Genomic DNA, 23668 nt, shown 5'->3' with positions numbered 1-23668 from the left:
CCGCGAGCCTATGACCGCTTACAACTCCTCACGCTCCCCAGCGCACCGCGATCGTGTCGCCGACGCCCACGGTCGTCTCCCTGGCCGCGGTGGCGAACGCCCCGCCGTCGACGCTGACCTTCCAGGTGTTCGAGCCGCTGTTGGCCGTGCCGTTGAGTGAGGTGATCGTGCCGGTGCCGGAGGACGGGGTCACGGCGGTGACGCAGCCGGACGGGGTGGCCGCGCTCACGGCGGCGTCGAGCACCGCGCCGAGCGTGGTCGTCGAGCCGGTCGGGGTCAGTGCCACCGAGCACACCTTCAGGTTCCCGGCGCCGTCGTCCACGGTCAGCGCCAGCTTCGTGGCCGTACCGGAGGTGAGGGACGTCTGCCCGACCCACTGCGGGGCGCCGGTCGTGGTGGGGACGGGCGGGGTGGCGGTGAACCCGGCTCCGGCGACCGCGCGCAGGCCGTCGATGGAGGCGTAGGCGGACGGGCTGGTGTCGCTGGGCAGGTACTTGAAGCCGCCGCCGGGGTTGAACTGCTGGGCGATCAGGAAGTCGACCGGCGTCTTGCCCTGGGAGGTGAGGAAGTCGCCGGTCTGCGGGTTGATGCCGCAGGCGTTGAGACCCGACACCGCCCAGCCGTTGGAGTCGGTGTTGACCCCGAACAGCGCGCTGAAGGCGCCGCTGCTCGCGACCAGCTTGCTCTTCAGGAACGCCTTCGCCTGCACGATGTCGGTGTCCGTGTTGGGGACCCCCGACACGCACAGGGCGGCCATCGCGGCGCCGGTCATGTCGATGTCGCTCGCCGCCGCCAGCTGGGTCGCGTTGCCCTCGGCCTTGCTGTAGTTCCAGCCGCCGTCGTTGTGCTGGTTGGCGCGGATGCGGGTGACGATCGAATCGCGCAGCGCCTGCGGGACGCGGACCTGACCGGCCGTCGTCTTTGCCCCGTTCAGGGCGAGGGCCGCGAAGACGGTGCCGTTGAAGTTGGCCGACGGACCGAAGTAACCGGCCTCCGACGTCTGCCAGTAGCCGTAGATGTCGGCGATCAGGTTGCGGGCGTCGGAGACCCGGGACGGGTCGATGCCGGCGGCGTACGAGTTGAGCGTGGCCCGTTCGTAGTCGGTGACGACGGGGGAGGAGGACGGCCAGCCGCTGGTGGCGAGCAGGTTGCGGTAGACGGTTCTCGCGTTCTTGGTCGCGTCGCCGCCGGGCGTCACGTCCACGGCGGCGGTGCCCGCCGCGGCGAACGCGCTGAACGCCCACTCGTTGGACAGCCCCGACCCCGCGTACGAACCGTCCGCCGCCTGAAGGGACTTGAGATAGGTCACGCCGTTCGTCTTCGACGTGGCGATCTGGGCGGGGGTGGTGGTCGCGGCGGCGGGCAGCGTGGTGAGCGCGAAGGCACCCAGCACGGCGAGGACGGACACGGCGGTACGACGCGGCATGGCGGTACTAGGCGACACGGCGGTACGACGGGACATGGCCTGCTCCTTGGGTGGAGGACGCCGACCGGTCCCGCCGGTCCACAGCGGCGCGGCGGGTGTGGCCGCCGTCCGGGACGCGTGGACTCGGCTGTCAACGGTGCTTCGCCGCGCGGGCATTCGGGCTCGGGTCGGCCCCCTGCCGTCCCACACCGCTGCGCGTCAGCCCCGGACTCCCACCGGGTTCCCCCACTCGGCAGTCCGGGACGGTACCCGAGGACCACCGGGTCCGCCAGGGCCGTCCCGGGAGCGCACCCGAGCCCACCGGGGCGCGCCTGTGCACCGCCTTGACGCTCCCTGTGAACCATGTTCAAATCCGGCTGATACGCAACGAGTTCCAGGGGAAGCCGGTCGAATCCCGGCGCTGACCCGCAACCGTAGGCCCGGCAGCAGTGCCGGGCGAGCCGGACTGCCTGGAGCGTGTTCAACAGCAACAGACGCCGTCGTGGACTACGGCGTGGTGCGAGCAGCTTTCGTGCGCCGGGGCAGTGACTCCGGGCGGCGAAGGCCCCCTGCCACGTCTCCGTCCGCGCCGGACAGCCGGCGAGGGGGACCGCGGTGAGAACCGGAACGGGGAGACGAGAAGGCGTACGGACGGGGAGACGAAGAGACGTACGTACGGCGGCAGTCGGCGCGGCCCTGCTCGCTCTGCTCGCGAGCTTCGTGACGTTCCTCACGACGACTTCCGCCGCGGCCGACGGGGTCGGCGACTGCACCGCCACCAAGGGCGCCGTGGTCGCCGTCGACTTCGGGGCCTTCGGCGGCACCGCCGAGCGCGGCTGCGACACCACCCCGACCACCGGCTACGACCTCCTCCACGACGCCGGTTTCACCACCACCGGCACCCAGCACGACGGCCCCGCCTTCATCTGCCGCATCGGCTACGGCTCGTTCAACTCCGGTACGCAGTACCCGACTCCGGACAAGGAGTCCTGCGTCCTGACCCCGCCCGCCACCGCGTACTGGTCCTACTGGACCGCCTCGCCAGGCCAGGACGACTGGTCGTACAGCCAGTACGGCGCGATGGACCGCAAGGTGAAGGACGGCGACGTCGACGCCTGGGTGTACGGCGGCACGGACGTCGGCGGTACGACGGGCAGGCCGGCCTTCACGCCCGACGACGTACGCGCGGGTAACGGCGGCGGGACGCCCGATCCGAGCACCACACCCACCGGCGGTACGGGCAGGATCGACGTGGCCGGGGCCGCCCGGTGGCTGAAGAGCGGCCTCACCGACGGCGAACGCGTCGTCGACGACGGCGCCGGCACCCCGAACTACCTCCTGACCACCGAGACCGCCTACGCCCTCGCCGCAGCGGACGGCAAGAGCGCCACCCTCGACAAGGTCACGGCCTTCCTCACCGCCCACACCGCCGACTACGCCTACCCGTCCGGCGCCGACCAGGCCCCCGATGCCACCGCCGCCGCCCGCCTGGCCCTGCTAGCCGAGGCCACCGAGGGCGACCCGCACGCCGTCGGCGGCCACGACCTGATCGCCGACCTCACCGCCAACGTCTGCGCGGCCGGTCCCGAGTCCGGTCAGCCGACCCCCGGCTGCACGGCCAAGGGCGACTTCCGCAACGCGACCTACGCCGAGGGCCAGGCCCTGTCCGTCCTCGCCCTGCTGCGGGCCGGCGTGACGCCCCCGGCCGCCACCGTCGACCGGCTCACCCAACTCCAGTGCGCGGACGGCGGGATCACCAGCATCCTCATCGGCCCCGGCGAGTACTGCGACGGCGATCCCGCCACCACCGGCCTCGTCGCCCTGGTCCTGCGGAAGGCGGGCGGACACGACGACGCGGTCGCCAAGGCCCGCACCTATCTGACCAAGGCACAGCGCGCGGACGGCGCCTTCCCGGGCTACACCGGTTCCCCCACCGGCAGCGTCTACGCGACCGCGTACGCCGCCCAGGCGCTGCGCGCCCTCGGGGACGGCGACCGTGCGGACGCGGCCGTCGGCTGGCTCTCCCGGCAGCAACTCGCGGGCGGCGGCTTCGGGTTCGACGAAGGTGCCACCGACCCGGCCGTCTACCCGACCCCGCCGGCCGTCCTCGCCGGTGCCGGCACCAGCCTGGTCACCCTCACCACGAAGCAGCCCGACCCGCCCACCTCGCCTTCGGGCTCCCCGACCCCGACCACGCCCGCTCCCGGCATCGGCCCCGACCTGAAGAAGGGCGTCGCATATCTCACCAGCGCCGCCAACCTCAAACAAGGCCAGTACTACACCGCCGGGCCCGGCACCACCCGCGCCGACTTCGGCCTCACCATCGACGGCGCCTACGCCCTCGCCGCCACCGGCCTGAACAACGCCAAGCTGCGCGGCATCGTCGACTTCCTCGACCTCGGCGGCAAGGACGGCGAGGGCCGGACCGTCGACGACTGGACGGGCATCGGCACTGCCTACGCCGCCGGCGGCTCCCTCGGCAAGACCGCCCTGCTCGCCGAAGCGGTCGGCCGGGACCCGCGCGACTTCGCCGGGCACGACCTGATCGCCGCGCTCGACAAAGCCGTCTGCGCGAAGCCGAGCACCGCCCCCGACCGCTCCTGCGCCGCCGAGGGCGCCTACACCTACGCGCCCTCGGTGTTCGCTCAGTCCCTCGCCGTCATGGCCCAACTCCGCGCCGGAGAACGGCCGGAGAAGCCGATCGCCTACCTGGAGAGCCTCCAGCAGGACAGCGGCGCCTGGCCGAGCCTGATCCCCGCGACGGGCGACACCGACGTCGACTCCACCGCGATCGCCGCCATGGCCCTGGACCTGGCCGGCGGTGACAAGGCCGAGGCAGCCGTCGACAAGGCGCTCACCTGGATCGCGTCGAAGCAGTTGCCCGACGGCGGCTTCCCCGGTGCGGCCGGAAACTCGGTCAACTCGGCGGCCCTCGCGGTGCAGGGGCTCTCCCTGGACGCACAGAAGTACGCCGACGAGATCACCGACGCCCAGAAGTGCCTCGCCGCCCAGCAGAACACCGACGGCGGGTTCAACGTGGCCAAGGAGGGCCAGCGCGGCTCCGACCTGAGGGCCTCCACGCAGGCGGTGGGCGGCGCGACCGGCATCTCCTTCGGAACCCTGGAGCGCAGCCTCGCCGGCACCTCACCCCAGCCGACCCCGTCCTCCACCCCGAGCCCGAACCCGAGCGGCAGCGCTCCGGAGATCGTCACCCCGGGCGGTGACGGCGGGACCCGCGGCGGCAGCGGGGCGCTGGCCTCCACCGGCGTCCAGGTCGGGGTGCTGGCCGCGATCGCCGCGCTGCTCGTGCTCGCCGGATGGCGTACGACGGTGACGGCGCGACGGCGTGCGGAAGCGGGGCATGACCGGTGAGCGCCCTCCGGCGGGCCGTGTCCCGCATGCTGACGGCCCTTGCCCTCACGGCAGTCGGCTTCGGCGTGACTGCCGCCCCGGCCTCCGCAGCCCCGCAGCCGATGGGCCGCTGCACCACCACCTCCGGAGTGGTGCTCGCCGTCGACTTCAGCCACTGGGGCGGTCCGATCCTCCGCTCCTGCGGCACGACCCCGACCACCGGCTACGACCTTCTCAACCAGGGCGGCTGGGCCACCACGGGTACCCAGCACGACGGCCCGGCCTTCATCTGCCGTATCGGCTACAGCGGTTACCAGCACGGCAAGCAGTACCCGACCGCCGCCCAGGACGACTGCGTGCTCACACCGCCCGCGGACGCCTACTGGTCGTACTGGCACGCCGACCCCGGCGCCCGCGACTGGTCCTACAGCCAGCTCGGCGCGATGCTCTACAAGCCGAAGCCCGGCAGCGTGGACCTCTGGATCTTCGGCGCCACGAACATCCAGGGCACCGAGGGCCGCCCGAAGGTCACCCCGGACCAATTGCGCGCCCACAACACCCGCCCGCAGGGCGACACCGGCCGCCCGGCCTCCACGTCCAAGGCGCCCGCGCTGCCACCGGACGTGGACACCGGCCCCGCGCCCGAACAGCAGCAGACCAAGCCCCCCACGGCGACACCGAAGGCCAAGCCGAGCCCGAAGCCGACGACGTCCGCCCGCAGCGCCACCCCGACACCCACCAAGACCGGCACTCCGAGCCCCTCGGCCACGGCACCACCGTCGAGCCCGGGCACCCGGGTGGTCGACGCGGCACCTGCCGCCGACGCCCCGCACCACTCCGGCTCGGTCGTCCCGGTACTCACCGGCGTCTCGCTCGTCGCGGTGATCGGCGGCGCGGCGCTGTACGTGGCGCGCCGCCGCCGTCGTACCGAGTGACCGGGATGGCCCGTACGACCGTCGGGACGGCGGCCGTCCCCTCCGGCCCCGAGCGGCCGGACCGGGGCGGACGTCGGCTTCCGCGCGTCCTGCACCCGGTCGCCTGGTGGGTGTGGGCCCTCTCCCTCGCCACCGCCGTCAGCCGCACCGACAACCCGCTGCTGCTGTTCCTCGTGCTCGCTGTCCTCGGCTACGTCGTCACCGCCCGCCGCACCGAAGCTCCCTGGGCGCGCGGCTTCAAGTACTACCTCTACCTGGCCCTCACGGTCGTCGCGATCCGGGTCGTCTTCCGCGCCGTGTTCGCCACCGGCATCACCCCGCGCGACCACTTCCTCTTCTCCCTCCCGCGCATCCCCACCCCCGACTGGTACGCGGGCATCAAGATCGGCGGCCCGGTCTCCCTGGAGGCGCTCCTCTCGGCGGCGACCGACGGACTGCGCCTGGCCTGCATGCTGTGCTGCATCGGCGCCGCGAACACCCTCGCCAACCCCAAGCGCGCGCTGCGAGTGCTGCCCGGCGCCCTGTACGAACTCGGGGTCGCCGTCACCGTCGCGATCAGCGTGGCCCCGCAGCTCGTACAGAGCGTGCAACGCGTGTCCCGGGCACGGAAGTTGAGGGCGGGACGCACCCAGGGCATGCGCGCACTGCGCGGGATCGTGATCCCGGTCCTCGAAGACGCCCTGGAACGCTCGCTGCGGCTCGCCGCCGCCATGGACTCCCGGGGGTACGGCCGCGCGGGCACCGCGACCCGCCGCTCGCGCCGCATCACGGGCGCGCTGATGCTGCTGGGCATGTGCGGTCTGTGCGCGGGGGCGTACGGCCTGCTGGACGCGACCGCGCCCGCCTTTCTCGGCCTCCCCGCGATGGGCCTGGGCGCCGTGCTCTGCCTGGCGGGCCTGCGCCTGGGCGGCCGTCGCGTCACCCGCACCACCTACCGCCCCGACCCCTGGCGGCTGCCCGAGTGGGCCGTCGCGGGCAGCGGTGTGCTCTCCGCCGTCCTGCTGCTGAGCGACCTCGGCTACGACCCCGCCCAGCTCAACCCCACCTTCTACCCCCTCACCTGGCCCGAGCTGCCCCTGATTCCCACCGTCGCGATCCTCCTCGCCGGCACCGCCGGTTTCCTCTCGCCCCCGCCCGGAGCGCCGTGATCACCTTCGACCAGGTCACCATCCAGTACGACGACGCCCCCGAACCCGCCCTGCGGGACGCCGACTTCACCATCGAGGAAGGCGAACTCTGCCTCGTCGTCGGGCACACGGGCGTGGGCAAGTCCACCCTCCTCGGCGCGGTCAACGGATTGGTCCCGCACTTCACCGGCGGCACCCTGTACGGCCGCGTCACGGTCGACGGGCGCGACACCGCCCACCACCAGCCCCGCGAACTCGCCGACGTGGTGGGCGTGGTGGGCCAGGACCCGGTGGACGGCTTCGTCACCGACACCGTCGAGGAGGAACTCGCCTACGCCATGGAACAGTTGGCGATCCCTCCGGCCACCATGCGCAAACGCGTCGAGGAGACCCTCGACCTGCTGAGCCTCGCCGACCTGCGCCATCGCGCCCTGCACGAACTCTCCGGCGGCCAGCAGCAGCGCGTCGCCATCGGCTCCGTGCTCACCGCCCACCCCCGCGTCCTGGTCCTCGACGAACCCACCTCCGCCCTGGACCCGACCGCCGCCGAGGAAGTCCTCGCCGCCGTCACCCGCCTCGTCCACGATCTCGGTGTCACCGTCCTCATGGCCGAACACCGCCTGGAACGCGTCGTCCAGTACGCCGACCGCGTCCTGCACCTTCCCGGCGACGGCCACGCCCGGATCGGACCACCCGCCGACATCCTGCGCACGTCAACGATCGCCCCGCCGATCGTTGAGCTGGGCCGCGTGGCGGGCTGGTCGCCCCTCCCGCTGTCCATTCGCGACGCCCGCCGCGCCGCCGCACCCCTGCGCGCACGCCTGGCCGACCGCCCCCCGAGCCCGGCCCGTCCGAGCCCCGCCCGGAAGGCCGCCCCGCTGCTCACCGCCCGCGGCATCACCGTCACCTACCGCGGGGTCCCCGCCGTGCGCGAAGTCGACCTCGACCTGCGCGCCGACGAGGTGACCGCCCTCATGGGCCGCAACGGCTCCGGCAAGTCCTCCCTCCTCTGGGCCCTCCAGGGCTCCGGCCCCCGCCGCGCCGGAACCGTGAGGACGGCGGGAGGCGGACCCGATCCGCACGACGTGCCCGCCGCGCAGGCCCGCCGTCTGGTCGGCCTGGTCCCGCAGACCCCGGCCGACCTGCTCTACCTGGAGAGCGTCAAACAGGAACTCGACCAGGCGGACGCCGAATCCGGCACCGGCGTACCGGCCCGCGCTGTCCTGGACCGGCTCGCCCCCGGCATCGACGACGCCACCCACCCCCGCGATCTCTCCGAAGGCCAGAAGCTCGCCCTCGTCCTCGCCGTCCAGCTCTCCGCCGCGCCCCAGATCGTCCTGCTCGACGAGCCGACCCGCGGCCTGGACTACCGGGCGAAGTCGGCGCTGATCGGCATCGTCGACTCCCTCGCCGCCGAGGGCAGATCGGTCGTCATCTCCACCCACGACGTCGAGTTCGTCGCACGGGCCGCCGACCGCGTGGTCGTCATGGCCGAGGGAGACGTCGTAGCGGACGGTCCGACTGCCGAAGTCATCGTCGCGTCACCCGTGTTCGCACCGCAAACCGCGAAGATCCTCGCCCCGCTGCCGTATCTGACGGTCGGCCAGATCGAGGCGTCCCTGGCATGACCACCCCTGCTGCCATCCGACTGACCCCGCGCGCCGGCATCGTCATGACACTCGCTGCCTTCCTCGGACTGGTCGCGTTCTTCTGGCCGTTCGTTGTCGCACCCGGCACGTTCGGCTCGAACTACGCACCCCCGCTGATCTTCGGCGTGCTTCTCGTCCTCGTCCTGTGCGTGGTGCTGTCGGAGATCGCCGAGGGCGGCATCGACTCCAAGGCGCTCGCCATGCTCGGCGTACTGTCCGCCGTCAACGCGGCCCTGCGTCCGCTCGGCGCCGGAACCGCAGGCATCGAGACCGTCTTCTTCATCCTGGTCCTCGCCGGACGTGTCTACGGACCCGGCTTCGGCTTCACTCTCGGCTGCACCTCGCTGTTCGCCTCCGCGCTCATCACAGGCGGGGTCGGGCCGTGGATGCCGTACCAGATGTTCGGCTGCGCGTTCGTCGGCATGCTCGCCGGGTTCCTGCCGCGCGCGAGCGGGCGCCGGGAGGTGCTGATGCTCGCTGTCTACGGCTCGCTCTCCGGCTACCTCTTCGGCTTCCTCCTCAACCTCTCCTTCTGGCCCTTCTCCCTCGACCCGAACAGTTCCATCGCCTACCTGCCCGGCCTGCCCTTCACCGAGCAGTGGCACCGGTACGTCGCCTTCGACCTGGCCACCTCGCTCGGCTGGGACACGGGCCGGGCGGTCACCAACTTCGTCTGCGTCCTGCTGGCGGGACCGGCGGTGCTCACCACCTTCCGGCGTGCCGCCCGCAAGGCCCGCTTCCGCGCCCCGGTGCGCTTCGGGGCGCCCCGTGGATCGTCCTGAACTCAGTCGGTGCTGATGTTGCTGACGGACAGTCGGCCGAAGCGCCCCCGGAAGTAGGCCAGTGGCAGGCCGGCACGTCCTCCCGCCCGTTCGACCTCCCCGACGATCACGACATGGGTCCCCGCGACGACCTCGTCGGTGACCCGGCACTCGAAGGTCGCCAGTGCGTCGGGAAGGACGGGGGCGCCACGGTCCCCGGGGCGAAAGGGGTGCCCGTCGAACGTGGAGCCCTGGCGGGCGAAGTGGTGCGAGAGTTCCGCCTGGTGCTCCGCGAGTACGTTCACCGCGAAGTGACGGCTCGCGGCGATCGCCCGTCCCGTGGCGGAGGACCTGTTCATGCAGACCAGCAGGAGGGGAGGGGTGAGGGAGACGGAGGTCAGGGAGCTGGCCGTGGTGCCGTAGGGGATGCCCTCGCAGAGGGTCGTGACCACGGTGACACCGGATGCGAAGCGGCCGATGAGGTCCCGGTACTCGTCACTGGTGACCGTGGGCATCGTGGTCCCTCCGCTGCGCCCGGCTGAGGATCGTGTCGACGTGGCGCATGTGGGCGGCGTCCACCAGCATGCCGTCGACGGCGATCGCCCCGGTGCCCGCGGACTCCGCGGCGCGATACGCGTCCCGGGTCGTGGTCGCCCACTCGATCTCCTCCGAGGTAGGGCTGAAGACCGCGTTGGAGAGGGGGACTTGACTGGGATGGATGCACCACTTGCCGTCGAAGCCGAGCATCGAGGCGGTGTCGCAGTCGCGCCGGTACGCCTCCGCGTCCCGGAAGTCGGGGAACGGGTAGTCGATGGCGTCGATGCCTGCCGCGCGGGCGGCGGCGACGACGGTCGACCGCGCGTAGTGCCAGAAGTCGCCGGGATAGGGCCGTACCGGCCGGAAGTTGGTGTCGACGCGGGCGCGCAGAGAGGCTGACAGGTCGCCCGCGCCGAGGATGATCGCCTGTAGGCGGGGGCTGGCCTTGGCGATCTCGAAGGCGTTGCCGAGTCCCTCGGCCTCCTCGACGAGGACTTCGAGTCCGATGCGGTGGGGGAGGCCGAGCTTGGCCTCCAACTGGCCGAGCAGGACGTCGAACCACCACACGTCCCTGGCGGAACGGGCCTTGGGGACGATGATCACGTCGAGGTTGTGCCCGGCGCCTGTGACAACGTCGATGACGTCGTCGTGGCACCAGACCGTGTCCAGGCCGTTGACCCGGACCGCCCGGACGGTGTCGCCCCAGTCGTACTCGTTGAGGGCCTTGACGATGTTCGCCCGGCCCTGGATCTTCGCGCTCGGCGCGCAGGCGTCCTCCAGGTCCATGAAGACGAGGTCGGCGCCGGTGCCCGGTGCCTTGGCCAGCATTTTCTCGCTGCTGGCGGGGGTGGCCAGTTCCGAGCGGCGGACTCGGAGGTCACGGCTGGTCATCAGATGGGCTCCTGGTCGGATGGTTCGGATGGCTCAGATGGTTCCGTCGGCGCGCAGCGCGGCGCGGCGGGTGGCGTCGAGGCCGAGGAGGTCGCCGTACACGTCGTCGTTGTCGGCGCCCAGGGCCCGGCCGAGGCCCCGTACGGTGGCGGGAGTTGCGCTCAGGCGGGCGGTCGGGGCCTGGACGCGGATCGGTCCCAGGTCGGGGTCGTCGACGGCGGTGAAGGTGCCGCGGGCGGTGAGGTGCGGGTCGTCGAGCAGTGCCTCGGCGTCGTAGACGCGGGCCACTGCACAGCCGCCGGCCTCGAAGGCGGCAAGGGCGTCGGCCAGCGTCTGCCCGGCGACCCAGTCGGCCACCACCTTGTCGATCTCGTCGCCGTGGGCGGCGCGGCCCGCGGGCTCGTAGTAGTCGGGGTCGGCGGCCAGGTCGGGGCGTCCCACGACGGTGAAGACGCGCTGTGCCATGCGCGGTGAGGCCGAGGAGAGGGCGAGCCATCCGCCGTCCTCGGAGCGGTAGCAGTTGCGTGGTGCGCTCGCGTCGAAGCGGCTGCCGGAGCGCACGGGCGAGGTGCCCAGCTGGTCGTACGCCAGGGTCGCGGACTCGATCAGCCGGGCCAGGGGCTCGATGAGGTTGACGTCGACGACCTGGCCGGTGCCGCCGTGGACGTCACGGTGGTAGAGCGCGGCGAGTACGGCGTGGGTGGCCGCCAGCGAGGCGACCCCGTCGGCCAGCATGAACGGGGGCAGGGAGGGAGTGCCGCCGGGTTCGCCCACCAGGTGCGCGAAACCGCTCATGGCCTCGGCGAGGGTGCCGTAGCCGGGCCGGTCGCTGTGCGGGCCGCCGGCGCCGTACCCGGAGACGTGGAGGACCACCAGCCGGGGATGGCGGGCCACGACGTCGGCCGGGCTCAGGCCCCAGCGGGTCAGTGCGCTGGGGCGGCTGCCGAGGACGAGCACGTCGGCGTGGTCGAGGAGCCGGTGCAGCAGCTCCTGCCCGTCCGGTGTGCGGAGGTTGAGCGTGACGCACTTCTTGTTGCGGCTCACGCTCTTCCAGACCAGGCCCCAGCCGTCCTTGAGATCGCCCCAGGTGCGCAACGGGTCGCCGCTGCCGGGCTGTTCGACCTTGATGACCTCGGCGCCCAGTTCGCCGAGGTGGGTGGCGACCATGGGGCCGGCGACGAGGGTGGCGGCGTCCACGACCCGGATGCCGCCCAGCGCGGAGGGCCGTTCAGACATGGGCGGGACCCGTCGGCAGCCGAGGCGCGGTCGGGGGACGGGCGAGTCCCAGGTGCTCCCGGAGTGTCGTGCCGGCGTACTGCTTGCGGTGCAGGCCCCGGCGCTGCAGTTCCGGTACCACCAGGCGGACGAAGTCCTCGAAGGCACCGGGCAGATGGGTCGCCGCGAGCACGAACCCGTCGCAGGCGTCGGTCGTGAACCACTCCTCCATCTGGTCCGCGACCTGGGTCGCGGTGCCGACGAAGCGCGGCCCCTGGAGCAGGGTCGCCCGGTGCCCGGCGAGGTCGCGGATGCGGACGGTGCCGCCGATGTGGGCCCGCATGTTCTGCACCAGGCCACGGATTCCGGTCGACTTCTCCACGAGCTCGTCGGTGACCGGTTCGTCGAGGTCATGGACCGAGAAGTCGTAGTTCATCAGCTCGGACAGCAGGGTCAGTGACGCCGTGGAGACGGCGGAGACCCTGCTCACCAAGTCGCCCACCGCTCTCAAGGTGACTTTGGCGGCCCTGCGCCGCGCCCGCCGCCTCGGTCCGCTGGAAGGCGTCCTGGACCAGGAGTACCGCGTCTCCTGCCGTGCCCTGACCGCACCCGACCTGGTGGAGGGCATCCGCGCCCAGGTCATCGACAAGGACCGTAACCCCCGTTGGTCCCCGGCCACCCTTGCCGAGGTCACCGACGCCGACGTCGCACGCTTCTTCGCCCCGCTCGGCGAGCGCGAACTCGGGCTCGCCGACCCCGACATCACCGAGGAGGTGCCCTGGTGAGCCGTACCGTCGCGTTCATCGGACTCGGACACATGGGCGGCCCCATGGCCGTCAACCTGGCCAAGGCCGGATATCGCGTGCGTGCCTACGACCTGGTGGTCACCCCGGGGCCCGGCCTGGAGCCCGCCGCCTCCGCCGCGGAAGCCGTCCGCGACGCGGAGGCGGTGATCACCATGCTGCCCGCCGGACGGCACGTACTCGGCGTCTACGACGAGATCCTGCCCGCCGCCCGCCCCGGCACCCTCTTCCTCGACTGCTCGACCATCGACGTGGCCGACGCCCGTACCGTCCACGAGCGTGCCGTCGCGGCGGGCATGAGGGCGCTGGACGCCCCGGTCTCCGGCGGGGTCGTGGGCGCCGAGGCCGCCACGCTGACCTTCATGGCCGGCGGGGGAGAGGCCGAGTTCGCCGAGGGCCGGCCTCTGTTGGAGGCCATGGGCAAGAAGGCCGTCCACTGCGGAGGCGCGGGCGCCGGGCAGGCCGCGAAGATCTGCAACAACATGATCCTCGGCGTCTCGATGATCGCCGTCAGCGAGGCGTTCGTCCTCGGCGAGAGCCTCGGCCTGTCCCACCAGGCCCTGTACGACGTCGCTTCCACCGCCTCCGGGCAGTGCTGGGCGCTCAGCGTCAACTGCCCTGTTCCCGGGCCGGTTCCGGCCAGCCCCGCCAACCGCGACTACCGGCCGGGCTTCGCCGCCGCCCTGATGGCGAAGGACCTGGGACTGGCCGCGAACGCCGTCCACGCGGGTGGCGTGAACGCTGAACTCGGGCTACGGGCAGCCGAGTTGTACGCGGCCTACGCCGAACGCGTCGGTGCGACAGAGGACTTCTCCGGCATCGTACGCACCATCCGTGACGGAAGCGGGGAACCGGCATGACCGAGACGTACGAGACCATCCGCGTCGAGCGCAAGGGCCGGGTCGCCCTGCTCACCCTCGACCGCCCCAAGGCTCTGAACGCCCTCAACCTCCAGGTCATGAACGAGGTCGTCGCCGCGACCGAGGCCCTCGACCGGGACCCGGAGTGCGGATGCATCGTCATCACCGGGTCGGCGAAGGCGTTCGCGGCCGGAGCCGACATCAAGGAGATGCAGCCGCAGGGCTACCTCGACATGTATCTGACCGACTGGTTCACGGCCTGGGACCGGCTCGGGCAGCTGCGAACCCCGACCGTGGCGGCGGTGGCAGGGTATGCGCTCGGTGGCGGATGCGAGCTGGCGATGCTGTGTGACATCGCACTGGCCGCCGACACCGCGGTCTTCGGCCAGCCCGAGATCAAACTCGGGGTGATCCCCGGGATCGGCGGTTCCCAGCGGCTGACCCGGGCGGTCGGCAAGGCCAAGGCCATGGAGATGTGCCTGACCGGACGCACCATGGACGCGGCCGAGGCCGAGCGCGCCGGACTCGTCTCCCGGGTCCTGCCCGCCGACGAACTGCTCGGCGAGGCTCTCGCGGTCGCCGAGACCGTGGCGGGGATGTCGTTGCCGGTGGCGATGATGGCGAAGGAGGCGGTCGCCAGGGCCTTCGAGACCACCCTCACCGAAGGTGTCCGCTTCGAACGGCGGCTCTTCCACGCGGTGTTCGCCACGGCCGATCAGAAGGAGGGCATGGCGGCGTTCGTCGAGAAGCGGCCACCCGAGTTCCGGCACCGCTGACCGGCGGGGCGCTGATCCCCGCGGCGTGACGGGGCGGGCCGTCGTCCTGCCGTTCAGGCGGCCTGGCCCCGGTGGCGGCGCAACAGTGCCGCGATCGAGCAGCGCAGGCAGCCGCCGTCGGCGTCCCGCTCCACCGTCGCGCCCTCGAACCCCACCGCCACGCCCTCGAACCCCACCGTCGCGCCCTCGAACCCCACCGTCGCGCCCTCGAACTCCGCCGCCGGGCACTGCTCTCCGGCCTGGTGCGGGCACTCACCGCCGGGCGCCTCGACCAGCGCCTCCAGGTCCTGGAGCAGCTGCTCGGTCCGCTTCACCTCCTGGGCCAGAACGCGGACCCGCGCGCTCTGCCCGCCGATCTGGCGCCGCGCGGCGACGAGTTGCTCGTATTCCTTGGGAGTGAGGGCGACTGCCTCGTCGCCGCCGAGGGTGACCCGGCGCGGGTTGAGACGTCTGGCCACTGGGTTCCTCCGCTCTTCGCCTGGATGATCCGTGATCCGATCCTGCCGGTGTCCAGGGAAACGCGGTGCGGTTGCCGATGGTTCCGCTCGGTTCTCCGTTGTCCTGAACCCATCGGATCGGGCCCGGGGCACCCGCACCGTCCCGGTGCGGGCCGGCAAGGGGACAGGAATACCCTCCCTTGGGCATTCCTTGATTGACCGCTTATCTCGGGTATTCGTACGCTCCGGATGTAGTGATGGCCTCAGGAAGCCGGTGAGACTCCGGCACGGTCGCGCCACTGTGATCAGCCTCCGCTAGGGGGCTGAAGTCAGACACTGGGCCATCGCGGCGCTCCACCGAACCGAGGGACGCACGATCCCTGAAGGAGGCTCCACCCATGAGCAGCATGTCCGCGCCCGCCGCGCTGCCCACCCCGGTCGTCCTGCCGGCCACGAAGGCCGTTCTCTGGCTGGTCGGAACCGCGCTGATCGCGCTGGCCATCTACTACTTCATCGGTGTCGACCAGGGCGCCTACTCGGTGTTCGGCAAGGACATGCACGTCCACGAGTTCGTGCACGACGCCCGTCACTTCCTCGGCTTCCCCTGCCACTGACCGACACGAGCACGGGACAGCTGAACATGGAGAAGAGACTCATCCTGCGCGGCGTCATCGCCGGCGCAGTCGCCGGGCTGCTCGCGTTCGTCTTCGCGCGGATCTTCGCCGAGCCCCAGATCGCCAAGGCCATCGACTACGAGAGCGGCCGTGACGCCGCCCAGGCGGCCCTCGACAAGGCCGCCGGAATCGCCCCCGAGGCCGCGGGCCCGGACATCTTCAGCCGGACCATCCAGGCCAACGTCGGCATCGGTGTCGGCATGGTGTTCTTCGGCATCGCCATGGGCGCCCTCTTCGCCGTCGCCTACACCGTCTGCCTCGGCCGGGTCGGCAACCTGCGCCCCCGCAACCTGGCCCTGCTGGTCGCCCTGGGCGGCTTCCTCGGCATGTACCTCGTGCCGTTCGTGAAGTACCCGGCCAACCCGCCCTCGATCGGGCACCCGGAGACCATCAAGGACCGCGGCAACCTCTACCTCGTCATGGTCCTGTGCTCGGTGGTCTTCCTCATCGGCGCGGTCTGGCTCGGCAAGCGGCTCCAGGCCCGCTTCGGCAACTGGAACGCCACTCTGCTCGCCGCCGGCGCCTATGTCGTCGCGATCGGCATCGTGATGGCCCTGCTGCCCCAGCTCGGCGAACTGTCCACCAACGTCGCGGAGTACGGCCACCAGGCCACCGAGACCCCGCTGCCCCTGAAGAACTCCAAGGGCACCATCGTCTACCCGGGCTTCCCGGCGGACGTCCTGTTCTCCTTCCGCTTCTACTCCATCGCTGCCCAGGCTCTCCTCTGGGCGACCGTGGGCCTGGTCTTCGGCCCCATGGCCGAACGGCTCCTCGACCCGGCCATCCGGGCGGCGGCCAAGCCGGCGCCCACCCAGCCGGAGCCGGTCGGCGCCGCCTGACCGCTCAGGGCGCCGTACCCGCGCAGTCGCGGAGCGCCGTGGAGACGTACGGGATACGTCTCCACGGCGCTCTGTCGTCGTCAGGTCCCGCCGACGTCAGGAGACGTGGGTTTCGACGGGGTAGGGCACATAGGCGCGCCGGTCCGGGTCCACGGCGAGCCGTCCGCCCGCCGGGGGCCGGGCCCGCTGCGCGCAGTCGCGGCGCTCGCAGATCCGGCAGCCAAGGCCGATCGGGGTCGCGGCACGGGGGTCGTCCAGGGCGATGCCCTCGGCGTACACGAGCCGCTGGGCATGGCGCAGTTCGCAGCCGAGGGCGACGGCGAACTCGGCGCGCGGCGCGTGATGCCCGAAGCCGCCGCGCGTGATGGTCCGCGCGATCCAGAAGTACCGCTTGCCGTCGGGCATTTCGGCGACCTGCGTCAGTATCCGGCCGGGCGCGGAGAACGCCTCGTACACCGTCCACAGCGGGCAGGTCCCGCCGAGCCGGGAGAAGTGGAAGTCGCTCGCGGACTGCCGCTTGGAGATGTTCCCCGCCCGGTCCACCCGCAGGAAGGAGAAGGGCACTCCGCGCCGTCCGGTGCGCTGGAGCGTGCTCAGGCGGTGGCAGACGGTCTCGAAGCCCACGCCGAAGCGGGCGGAGAGCAGCTCGACGTCGTAGCGCACCTCCTCGGCCGTGGTGTGGAAGAGCGTGTACGGCATGAGGGCGGCGCCCGCGAAGTAGTTGGCCAGGCCGATGCGGGCGAGGGCCGGGGACTCGGGGGAGGTGAGTTCCGTAGCGCTGCCGGCGAGCTGGTCCAGGAGCGGGGCGTGTTCCAGCAGGGCGAGCTGGGTGGCGAGTTGGAAGGCGCGCTGGCCGTCGCTGAGCCAGGGGGAGAGGAACAGCAGCCCGCTGTCGGGGTCGTAGCGGCGGGCGTCGACGGTGCCGCCCGTGGCGGCCCGCACCACGCGCACACCGTGCCGCTCGGCGAGCCGCGCGGCCAGCGGGTCGGCACAGCGGCCGGGGCGCAGCCCCAGCTCCTCCGCCATCCGTTCCGCCGCGGTGTCCAGCGGCTCGAAGTGGTTGTGGTGGGCGTAGAAGAAGTCCCGTACCTCGTCGTGCGGTTCCCCCAGCACCGGGAGAGCGCCCTCCGACGACAGGGCGGCGATCTGTTCCGCCGCCTCCCGGTACCGGCGGTGCAGGGCGACCAGGGCGCGGGCCACCTCGGGGTGGTCGCGGGCGGCCTCCGCGATCTCCTCGGCCGCGGGCGGCTCCACGCCGCACGCCTCGTCGGCGAGCGCGGCCCGCAGGTCGGCGGTGAGCCGGTCCTCCGCCGCCTCGGAGAAGAACTCCGCGTCGACGCCGAACACCTCGGCGATCCGCAGCAGCACGGACGCCGTGAGCGGTCGCTGGCTCTGTTCGAGCTGGTTCGCGTAGCTGGTGGAGATGGAGAGGGCGCGGGCCATGTCGACCTGGTTCATACCGTGCTCGCGGCGCAGCCGACGCAGCTTGGCATGGGCGTAGACCTTGCCTTCGGCCGGCCGTCGGGACATGAGCCACCTCCTCGGGAAACCCGGTCACCACCCCCGCATTCTTGCGAACATAGCATCCGCCGAATTCGCAGGAATCCGCAGATTCGCAGGCTTTCGCTGGAGGGATTCCGCAGATTGGACCAGTGGTCCGCCACCCTCCGGCGGGGCAGTCTCGATCACAGCAGCGTCACCGTCCCGCACCGCGAGGAGCCCCGTGATCGAGCACCACGTCCGTGTTCACCCCAGCGCCGACCGGCTGCCCCGTGAGGACCAGCTCGCCTGGAAACTCGCCGCCGTCGCCACCGACACCGGCACCGAGAAACTGGACGCCGACTCCGTCACCATGGCCGTCAACCGCGTGATCGACAACGCCTCGGTGGCCGTCGCCTCCCTGCTGCGCCGTCCGGTCGCCGTGGCCCGCGCCCAGGCCACCGCCCACCGCGCGACCGCCCCTGGCGCCTCCGTCTTCGGTTCCCCCGTCCGGGTCTCCCCGGAGTGGGCCGCCTGGGCCAACGGCACCGCCGTACGCGAGCTGGACTTCCACGACACCTACCTCGCTGCCGACTACTCCCACCCCGGCGACAACATCCCGCCGCTCCTCGCCGTCGCCCAGCACACCGGCAGGACCGGCGCCGACCTGCTGCGCGGGATCGTCGCGGCGTACGAGATCCACGTGGCGCTCGTGAAGGGCATCTGCCTGCACGCGCACCGCATCGACCACGTCGCCCACCTCAGCGCCGCCACCGCCTGCGGCCTCGGCGCGCTGCTGCGGCTGCCGACCGAGACGGTCTACCAGGCGGTCCAGCAGGCGGTGCACACCACGACCGCGACCCGGCAGTCCCGCAAGGGCGAGATCTCCAGCTGGAAGGCGTACGCCCCCGCCTTCGCCGGCAAGGCCGCCATCGAGGCCGTCGACCGGGCGATGCGCGGCGAGACCTCCCCGTCGCCGATCTACGAGGGCGAGGACGGCTTCCTGGCCTGGATGCTCGACGGCCCGGACTCCGACTACACCGTCCTGCTCCCGGAGCCCGGAGAGCCGCGCCGGGCGATCCTCGACACGTACACCAAGGAGCACTCCGCCGAGTACCAGGCCCAGGCGATCATCGACCTGGCCCGGCGGCTGCGCGAGAAGACCGGACCGCTGGAGAAGGTGCGCTCGGTGGTGCTGCACACCAGCCACCACACCCACCGCGTGATCGGCTCCGGTGCGAACGACCCGCAGAAGTACGACCCCACGGCCAGCAGGGAGACCCTCGACCACTCGGTGCCGTACATCTTCGCCGTCGCTCTGGAGGACGGGGCCTGGCACCACGAGCGGTCGTACGCCCCGGAGCGGGCCCGCCGACCCGAGACCGTCGAGCTGTGGCGGAAGATCACCACGGTCGAGGAACCGGAATGGACCCGCCGCTACCACGACCCCGACCCGGACCGCCGCGCCTTCGGCGGGCGGGCGGTGATCACCCTGGACGACGGGACGGTGATCGAGGACGAGCTGGCCGTGGCGGACGCCCACCCGGCCGGGGCCCGTCCCTTCGACCGGCCCGGCTACGTCGGCAAGTTCCGCACCCTTGCCGAAGGGATCGTCCCCGTCGCCGGCCAGGACCGCTTCCTGGCGGCGGCCGAGAACCTCGCCGAGCTGGGCGCGGCGGACCTGGGCGGTCTGTTCCCGGCCGTCGACACCGAGGCCGTCGCCGCGTACGACGCACGGCTCCCGAAGGGCCTGTTCTGATGCTGCTCCACACCCGCACCACCCCCGCCGAACGCCGCCGCGCCTTCCGCGAACAGCTCGCCTCCGGACGGCTGTTGCGCATGCCCGGCGCCATCAACCCGCTCTCCGCCCGCCTCATCCAGGACACCGGCTTCGACGCCGTCTACCTCTCGGGTGCGGTCCTCGCCGCCGATCTGGGCCTGCCCGACATCGGCCTCACCACGGTCACCGAGATCGCGGCCCGTGCCCAGCAGACCACCAGGGTCACCGACCTGCCCGTGCTGATCGACGCGGACACCGGGTTCGGCGAGCCGATGAACGCGGCCCGCACGGTCCAGTTGCTGGAGGACGCGGGCCTGGCCGGGCTCCACCTGGAGGACCAGGTCAACCCCAAGCGCTGCGGCCACCTCGACGGCAAGTCCGTGACGCCCCGTGAGGAGATGGTCCGCCGGCTCCGGGGCGCCGTGGATGCCCGCCGCGACCCGGACTTCCTGCTGATGGCCCGCACCGACGCCCGGTCGGTCGAAGGGCTGGACGCGGCGATCGAGCGGGCCAAGGCGTACGTCGACGCCGGCGCCGACGCCGTCTTCCCCGAGGCGCTGGCCGACGAGGCCGAGTACGAGGCCTTCCGCAAGGCGGTCGACGTACCCCTGCTCGCCAACCTCACCGAGTTCGGCAAGACCCCGCTGCTGAGCACCCGCACCCTGGAGAACCTCGGCTACAACATCGCGCTCTACCCGGTCACGCTCCTGCGGATCGCCATGGGCGCCGTCGAGGACGGCCTGCGCACGATCGCGGCCGAGGGCACCCAGGAGTCCCTGCTGCCCCGCATGCAGACCCGCTCCCGCCTCTACGAACTCCTCGGCTACGAGGAGTACGCGGCCTTCGACTCGGCCGTCTTCGACTTCACCCTTCCGCCCGGCACCTGACGCACGAAGCCCTGTGCCCGGCACCTGACCACCGAAGGCAGGCACCCATGTCCACCACCGCACCCGGGATCCACCGCGGCCTCGCCGGTGTCGTCGTCGACACCACCGAGATCTCCACCGTCATCCAGGAGACCAACTCCCTCACCTACCGCGGCTATCCGGTCCAGGACCTGGCCGCCCGCCGCTCCTTCGAGGAGGTCGCGTACCTGCTCTGGTACGGCGAGCTCCCCGACGCGCGTCAACTGGCCGAGTTCCAGGCCCGCGAGCGCGCCCTGCGCCCGCTCGACCGCACCACCGCCGAGCTGTTGGCCCGCCTGCCCGAGACCTGCCATCCGATGGACGTCCTGCGCACCGCCGTCAGCTTCTTCGGCGCCGAGGATCCCACCGAGGACGACGGCAGCCTCACCGCCAACCGCGCCAAGTCCCTGACCCTGTTCGCGAAGCTGCCGACCGTGGTCGCCGCCGACCAGCGCCGTCGCCGGGGCCTGGACCCGCTCCCCCCGAACCCGGACCTCGGGTACGCCGAGAACTTCTTCCACATGTGCTTCGGCGCGATACCGGCGTCCGCGGTGGTCCGCTGCTTCGAGATCTCACTCACGCTGTACGCCGAACACAGCTTCAACGCCTCGACGTTCACCGCCCGCGTGGTCACCTCCACCCTCTCCGACCTCTACAGCGCGGTCACCGCGGCGATCGGCGCGCTGAAGGGCCCGCTGCACGGCGGCGCCAACGAAGCCGTGATGCACATGCTGGACGAGATCGGCGACCCGCGGCGCGCCGAGGAGTGGCTGGACGAAGCCCTCGCCGCCCAGCGGAAGATCATGGGCTTCGGCCACCGCGTCTACAAGCACGGCGACTCCCGCGTCCCCCTCATGCAGGACGCCCTCGACCGCCTGGTCGCCCGCGCCGCCGACCCCGAGGTCACCCGCAAGGCCACCCTGCACGCGGCCCTGCGCCACGCGATGATCACCCGCAAGGGCATCCACCCCAACCTGGACTACCCGGCCGGGCTCGCCTACCACCTGATGGGCTTCGACACCCCCCTCTTCACGCCGGTCTTCGTGATGAGCCGCGTCACCGGCTGGACCGCCCACATCACCGAACAGCTCGCCCACAACGCGCTGATCCGGCCCCTCGCCTCCTACGCGGGACCGGAGCAGCGGCCGGTACCGGCGGCGCCGTAACCCTCAGGACCGGGCCACCCAGGGCCGGGTCACCAGCCGTCCTCCTTGGCCGCCTCCAGTGCCTCGAACACGGTGAGCGCGTCGCGGAGGGCGGCGACGTCGTGGGTGCGGATGTAGTCCGCCCCGCTGCGCGCGGCGTAGAGCTCGGCCGCCAGTGTGGCCGGACCGATCCCGGAGACGGTGCTCCCGGTGAGCGTCCGCAGGAACGACTTCCGGGACGGCGAGATCAGCACCGGCAGGTCGAAGCGCGCTTTGAGCTGTTCGAGCCCGGCCAGGGTCCGCAGCGACGGTTCGGGGCCGCTGCCGAGGAAGTAGCCGAGTCCCGGATCGATGACCAGCCGGTCGCGTCCCACCCCGGCCGCTTCCAGTGCGGCCAGGCGACCGGCGAAGAACTCCTCGATTCCCCGGCACACCTCCCCGGCATCGGTCCGCACCTCCGTGGCGGGCCCGTGCCGCTGGACGGAGTGCATGACGACGAGCCGGCAGCCGGTCCCGGCGAGTGCCGCGTACCGGTCCGGATCGTCGAAGCCCTGGATGTCGTTGAGGTACGCGGCGCCCCGCGCGGCGGCGAACAACTGGGTCGCGGGCCGGTACGAGTCGACCGACACCGGAACGCCCTCGGCGACCAGCTGGTCGAGCACGTCGGCCAGCCGTCCGATCTCCTCGGCCTCCGTCACCTGCTCGGCTCCCGGGTGACTCGCGGCGGGCCCGAGTTCGATGACGTCGGCCCCCTCCGAGCGCAGTCGGCGCGCGTGCGCCACTGCCGCCTCCGAGGACAGGAACCGGTTCCCGTCCGAGAACGAGTCTCTGGTGATGTTGACGATCCCGACCAGGGACGGCCGGCGGATTCCCACGGGCGCGTAGGGTGTGTGCTCAGCCATGGTGGAGTTCGAGTTTCTGGTAGATCTCCGTCGTCACCGTCGAGAAGTTCATGGTCATGAAGTGCAGCCCGGGAGCCTCTTCGGCGAGCAGACGGCGGCACATCCGGGTGGCGTGGTCGATGCCGAGCGCCCTGACGGCCTGTGGATCGTCCTGTGCGGCGAGCATGTTCTCGGCCAGCCGGGCCGGGAAGGCGGCGGTGGAGAGGGTGGGAATGCGGCGCAGTGAGCGGATGGTGGTGACCGGCATGATCTCCGGGATGACCGGTGTCTCGCATCCGGCCGCCGCCACGCGGTCGCGGAAGCGCAGGTAGTCGTCGACGTCGAAGAACATCTGGGTGATGGCGTAGTCGGCCCCGGCCCGGCACTTGTCGACGAAGTGACGGATGTCGGCGTCCCGGTGGGAGGAGCGCGGGTGCATCTCGGGGAAGGCCGCGACGCCGACGCAGAAGTTCCCGGACTCCTTGATCAGGCTGACCAGTTCGGCCGCGTAGCGCACCCCTTGCGGATGTGGGGTCCAGGGGCCGAGGGGATCACCCGGAGGGTCGCCGCGGAGGGCGAGGATGTTGCGCACGCCCTGGTCGGCGTAGTGGCCGAGGATGTTGCGCAGTTCGGCGACGCTGTGGCCGACCGCGGTGAGGTGGGCGACCGGGGTGAGCGTGGTCTCCTGGGCGATCCGCCCGGTGATGCCGACGGTCCGGCCGCGCGTCGAGCCGCCGGCACCGTAGGTCACGGAGACGAAGGTGGGCGACAGGGCCTCCAACCGACGGATCGCGGTCCAGAGGCCGGCTTCGGCCGCCGCGCTGCGTGGTGGCATGAACTCGAACGAGTAGGAGCGGCCCCCCTGTTCGAGGAGGTCGCGAATGGACGCCGCGCTGTCCGGCCGTGTGCTGGGCATACCGAGAGCCATGGGCTGATGCTTTCTCCGAGGCCAGACCGGGGGAGCGCGGCAGGCGCGTCCTCCCCGGCCGAAGGGACGTGCGGTCAGGCGGCGGACATCGCCCTGGGCCCGGTCTGCGGCAGCTCGGCCGCTTCCTCGGCTGCGGACTTGGTGGTCACGGAGATCTCCTTCGCGAGACGATTCCCTGAGATCCCGGCGACGGGACGAGAGCGCGAAGGGGTGACGGAACCGGGCGGGCGTGACCTTGCGCGGCATGGCGCGGTCGTCCGCTCGGTATGTACGCCGACCCGCCCACGAGG

The 23668-nt window shown here is 72.0% G+C and carries 21 protein-coding genes, 1 pseudogene and 3 riboswitches; of the genes and pseudogenes, 13 read left to right on the top strand and 9 right to left on the bottom strand.

Translation table 11 applies throughout. The features are described 5' to 3' along the window. Positions 1–28: 28 nt before the first annotated feature. On the bottom strand, positions 29–1426 hold the full coding sequence (locus tag AB0D74_RS41390) for a hypothetical protein (protein WP_362599021.1): 1398 nt from the start codon (positions 1424–1426) through the stop codon (positions 29–31). Positions 1427–1576: 150 nt separating this feature from the next. After that, positions 1577–1652, bottom strand: a riboswitch (cobalamin riboswitch). A 110-nt stretch (positions 1653–1762) separates the two neighbouring features. Further along, positions 1763–1894: riboswitch (cobalamin riboswitch) on the top strand. A gap of 231 nt (positions 1895–2125) precedes the next feature. Here AB0D74_RS41390 and AB0D74_RS41385 point away from each other — a divergent pair. From AB0D74_RS41385 to AB0D74_RS41365, 5 genes are read left to right on the top strand one after another with little or no spacing between them, the layout of a single operon-like run. Continuing rightward, the gene (locus AB0D74_RS41385; RefSeq protein ID WP_362599019.1) at positions 2126–4777 is read left to right on the top strand and encodes a prenyltransferase/squalene oxidase repeat-containing protein; all 2652 of its coding nucleotides are present in this window, start codon (positions 2126–2128) and stop codon (positions 4775–4777) included. Positions 4778–4803: 26 nt separating this feature from the next. After that, the gene (locus AB0D74_RS41380) at positions 4804–5691 is read left to right on the top strand and encodes a hypothetical protein (protein WP_362599017.1); all 888 of its coding nucleotides are present in this window, start codon (positions 4804–4806) and stop codon (positions 5689–5691) included. Between the two features lie 5 nt (positions 5692–5696). Then, positions 5697–6839: an energy-coupling factor transporter transmembrane component T gene (locus AB0D74_RS41375; protein WP_362599015.1), complete on the top strand. Its 1143-nt coding sequence runs from the start codon at positions 5697–5699 to the stop codon at positions 6837–6839. Further along, the gene (locus AB0D74_RS41370) at positions 6836–8446 is read left to right on the top strand and encodes an ATP-binding cassette domain-containing protein (protein ID WP_362599013.1); all 1611 of its coding nucleotides are present in this window, start codon (positions 6836–6838) and stop codon (positions 8444–8446) included. The genes AB0D74_RS41375 and AB0D74_RS41370 overlap by 4 nt, the downstream gene beginning before the upstream one ends. Then, positions 8443–9249, top strand: a complete 807-nt coding sequence (locus AB0D74_RS41365; protein ID WP_362599011.1) for an ECF transporter S component — start codon at positions 8443–8445, stop codon at positions 9247–9249. Before AB0D74_RS41370 ends, AB0D74_RS41365 begins: the two co-directional genes overlap by 4 nt. A gap of 2 nt (positions 9250–9251) precedes the next feature. On the opposite strand, the gene AB0D74_RS41360 is transcribed toward AB0D74_RS41365, so the two are convergent. The 4 genes from AB0D74_RS41360 to AB0D74_RS41345 are packed head-to-tail and all read right to left on the bottom strand — an operon-like array spanning position 9252 to position 12361. Next, on the bottom strand, positions 9252–9743 hold the full coding sequence (locus AB0D74_RS41360; protein ID WP_362599009.1) for a flavin reductase family protein: 492 nt from the start codon (positions 9741–9743) through the stop codon (positions 9252–9254). Next, on the bottom strand, positions 9724–10656 hold the full coding sequence (locus tag AB0D74_RS41355; protein ID WP_362599007.1) for a CoA ester lyase: 933 nt from the start codon (positions 10654–10656) through the stop codon (positions 9724–9726). Before AB0D74_RS41355 ends, AB0D74_RS41360 begins: the two co-directional genes overlap by 20 nt. A gap of 33 nt (positions 10657–10689) precedes the next feature. Further along, a complete protein-coding gene (locus tag AB0D74_RS41350; RefSeq protein WP_362599005.1) occupies positions 10690–11892 on the bottom strand; it encodes a CoA transferase in 1203 nt (400 codons plus the stop codon). Beyond that, positions 11885–12361, bottom strand: a complete 477-nt coding sequence (locus tag AB0D74_RS41345; RefSeq protein WP_362599003.1) for a hypothetical protein — start codon at positions 12359–12361, stop codon at positions 11885–11887. Before AB0D74_RS41345 ends, AB0D74_RS41350 begins: the two co-directional genes overlap by 8 nt. On the opposite strand from AB0D74_RS41345, the pseudogene AB0D74_RS41340 reads away from it, so the two are divergent. The 3 genes and pseudogenes from AB0D74_RS41340 to AB0D74_RS41330 form a co-directional block, all read left to right on the top strand. Continuing rightward, positions 12339–12656 (top strand): annotated as a pseudogene (locus AB0D74_RS41340) (enoyl-CoA hydratase/isomerase family protein); the annotation flags it as partial. The gene AB0D74_RS41345 and the pseudogene AB0D74_RS41340 sit on opposite strands and share 23 nt — an antisense overlap. Then, on the top strand, positions 12653–13534 hold the full coding sequence (mmsB, locus tag AB0D74_RS41335; protein WP_362599001.1) for a 3-hydroxyisobutyrate dehydrogenase: 882 nt from the start codon (positions 12653–12655) through the stop codon (positions 13532–13534). The pseudogene AB0D74_RS41340 and the gene mmsB, both read left to right, overlap by 4 nt. Then, positions 13531–14310: an enoyl-CoA hydratase gene (locus tag AB0D74_RS41330; protein WP_362598999.1), complete on the top strand. Its 780-nt coding sequence runs from the start codon at positions 13531–13533 to the stop codon at positions 14308–14310. Before mmsB ends, AB0D74_RS41330 begins: the two co-directional genes overlap by 4 nt. Positions 14311–14363: 53 nt before the next feature. Here the strand turns inward: AB0D74_RS41330 and AB0D74_RS41325 are convergent, their stop codons facing one another. Then, positions 14364–14768, bottom strand: a complete 405-nt coding sequence (locus AB0D74_RS41325; RefSeq protein WP_362598997.1) for a hypothetical protein — start codon at positions 14766–14768, stop codon at positions 14364–14366. Between the two features lie 203 nt (positions 14769–14971). After that, positions 14972–15107: riboswitch (cobalamin riboswitch) on the top strand. 38 nt (positions 15108–15145) lie between these two features. On the opposite strand from AB0D74_RS41325, the gene AB0D74_RS41320 reads away from it, so the two are divergent. Both AB0D74_RS41320 and AB0D74_RS41315 read left to right on the top strand, forming a co-directional pair. Then, entirely contained in the window at positions 15146–15361 is a 216-nt protein-coding gene (locus AB0D74_RS41320; protein WP_362598995.1) for a CbtB-domain containing protein, read from the top strand. A 26-nt stretch (positions 15362–15387) separates the two neighbouring features. Continuing rightward, positions 15388–16260, top strand: a complete 873-nt coding sequence (locus AB0D74_RS41315; protein WP_362598994.1) for a CbtA family protein — start codon at positions 15388–15390, stop codon at positions 16258–16260. Positions 16261–16356: 96 nt separating this feature from the next. On the opposite strand, the gene AB0D74_RS41310 is transcribed toward AB0D74_RS41315, so the two are convergent. After that, the gene (locus AB0D74_RS41310) at positions 16357–17790 is read right to left on the bottom strand and encodes a short-chain fatty acyl-CoA regulator family protein (protein WP_362598992.1); all 1434 of its coding nucleotides are present in this window, start codon (positions 17788–17790) and stop codon (positions 16357–16359) included. Between the two features lie 193 nt (positions 17791–17983). Here AB0D74_RS41310 and AB0D74_RS41305 point away from each other — a divergent pair, with 193 nt between their 5' ends. From AB0D74_RS41305 to AB0D74_RS41295, 3 genes are read left to right on the top strand one after another with little or no spacing between them, the layout of a single operon-like run. Continuing rightward, entirely contained in the window at positions 17984–19498 is a 1515-nt protein-coding gene (locus AB0D74_RS41305) for an MmgE/PrpD family protein (protein ID WP_362598990.1), read from the top strand. Then, the gene (prpB, locus tag AB0D74_RS41300) at positions 19498–20406 is read left to right on the top strand and encodes a methylisocitrate lyase (protein WP_362598989.1); all 909 of its coding nucleotides are present in this window, start codon (positions 19498–19500) and stop codon (positions 20404–20406) included. The genes AB0D74_RS41305 and prpB overlap by 1 nt, the downstream gene beginning before the upstream one ends. 47 nt (positions 20407–20453) lie before the next feature. Then, entirely contained in the window at positions 20454–21590 is a 1137-nt protein-coding gene (locus AB0D74_RS41295; RefSeq protein WP_362598987.1) for a bifunctional 2-methylcitrate synthase/citrate synthase, read from the top strand. Positions 21591–21619: 29 nt separating this feature from the next. On the opposite strand, the gene folP is transcribed toward AB0D74_RS41295, so the two are convergent. After that, entirely contained in the window at positions 21620–22471 is an 852-nt protein-coding gene (gene folP / locus AB0D74_RS41290; protein ID WP_362598985.1) for a dihydropteroate synthase, read from the bottom strand. After that, positions 22464–23378, bottom strand: a complete 915-nt coding sequence (gene metF / locus AB0D74_RS41285) for a methylenetetrahydrofolate reductase [NAD(P)H] (protein WP_362598984.1) — start codon at positions 23376–23378, stop codon at positions 22464–22466. The genes folP and metF overlap by 8 nt, the downstream gene beginning before the upstream one ends. Between the last annotated feature and the right edge of the window lie 290 nt (positions 23379–23668).

The organism is Streptomyces sp. NPDC048278 (genome assembly GCF_040652195.1).
Lineage (GTDB): Bacteria > Actinomycetota > Actinomycetes > Streptomycetales > Streptomycetaceae > Streptomyces.
The sequence above is the reverse complement of the archived record's forward strand: the minus strand, read 5'-3'. Positions and strand labels throughout refer to the sequence as shown.